Annotated in this window: 1 pseudogene; it reads left to right on the forward strand. The window is 66.0% G+C overall.

The features are described 5' to 3' along the window. Nucleotides 1-898, forward strand: a pseudogene (locus G9H71_RS22780) (hypothetical protein); the annotation flags it as partial. Nucleotides 899-1,222 lie beyond the last annotated feature (324 nt).

The following is a 1,222-nucleotide window of genomic DNA, read 5'->3' on the forward strand; positions in this document are numbered from 1 at the left end:
CCAGCAGCACCACGGCATGAGCGACGACGCGACAGTAGGCGAGGTGCTGTCGCGCGTGCTGCAAGCGTCCGCCGACGGCAGCGCTACGTTCGTCCTGTCCTCGGCGCACTACGAGGAGACGTACCACCGTCGTGACCCAGCAAGCAGACGACGTCTCGGCCAGTTCATGGCGCTGGTCTCCAGGTTCAACGCCATCGCCGGCGCACCTGACCTCCTCGAGGATGAGGTCCACGCCCAGCTCGCGAGGACCGGAGGGCTTCCGGAACGCCCGGTGCCCCTCGAGAAGATCTTCGGCCGGGGAGCGGAGCACGCCTTCGGGAACGCTACCGACGGCGGGCCGACACCCTCCAGCGTCTTCGGGCCCTGGGGCGCGAAGGGCCTCCGGGAGTACGGCGAGACTGAGCTCCTCGCCGGACCGGAACAAGAACTTCCCCACGGCCGGATCGCTCTCCCAACGCGGGAATACGCGGATCGGCAGCTCGCCATGGAGCTAGAGACTGCAGGCCAGCTGCAGGAGTGGGGCCATGACCGGGACCGCGCACACCGTTTCGTCCTGGCTCAAGAGGCGCAGGACGCTTGGGCGATGGCGAAAATACTCGCACCCGCTGTAGGGATCGATCTGACCGGTAGAGCGGACCGGGAGTTCCTAACGGACTTCATGCTGTCACTCCCCGCGAAGGGCGCCGTGTGCCGCATGAGGATGACGGGCCACGAGGACCCCAACTTCCGCTGGCACCGCAACGACCTCAACGACATCACCGCTCTGGGCACGGCGGCCGCCTACTGCGACGTCGTCGTGTGCGAGAAGCACTGGGGGAACGTCCTGCGCCGACACTCCGCTCACCTGCGTGCTGAGGTCACCAGCGCACTGCCCGACCTGCTCGACTTCCTGCCCTGATGACCCGCACCTGGCCTGGGACCGGGTCAGAGGGGATGGTCATGCGGCCCAGACGAAGCGGCGTTCAGCTGCAAGTACGACGATGGAACGTCGCACATGCCGCGCAGCCGGCGCTCGCTCTTGCGGAAGAGCGGGCGGTAGGACTGCGCCAATTCAATCGAGGGCAACCCCGACGAAGAAGGGCTCTGCATCCGACTTTGTCTCGCAAGGACAAGATTAGTTGGCACTACTTTCGGGGAGCCCTTCGACTCGCAGTATCTCTCTCTTGCGGCTCCTTAGTTGTTCAGGTCCTCTCCTTCCGCTACCCACCCCCGCCTTCCACGG

Origin of the sequence: Motilibacter deserti (genome assembly GCF_011250635.1) — a bacterium.
In the GTDB taxonomy this organism is placed as follows: domain Bacteria; phylum Actinomycetota; class Actinomycetes; order Motilibacterales; family Motilibacteraceae; genus Motilibacter_A; species Motilibacter_A deserti.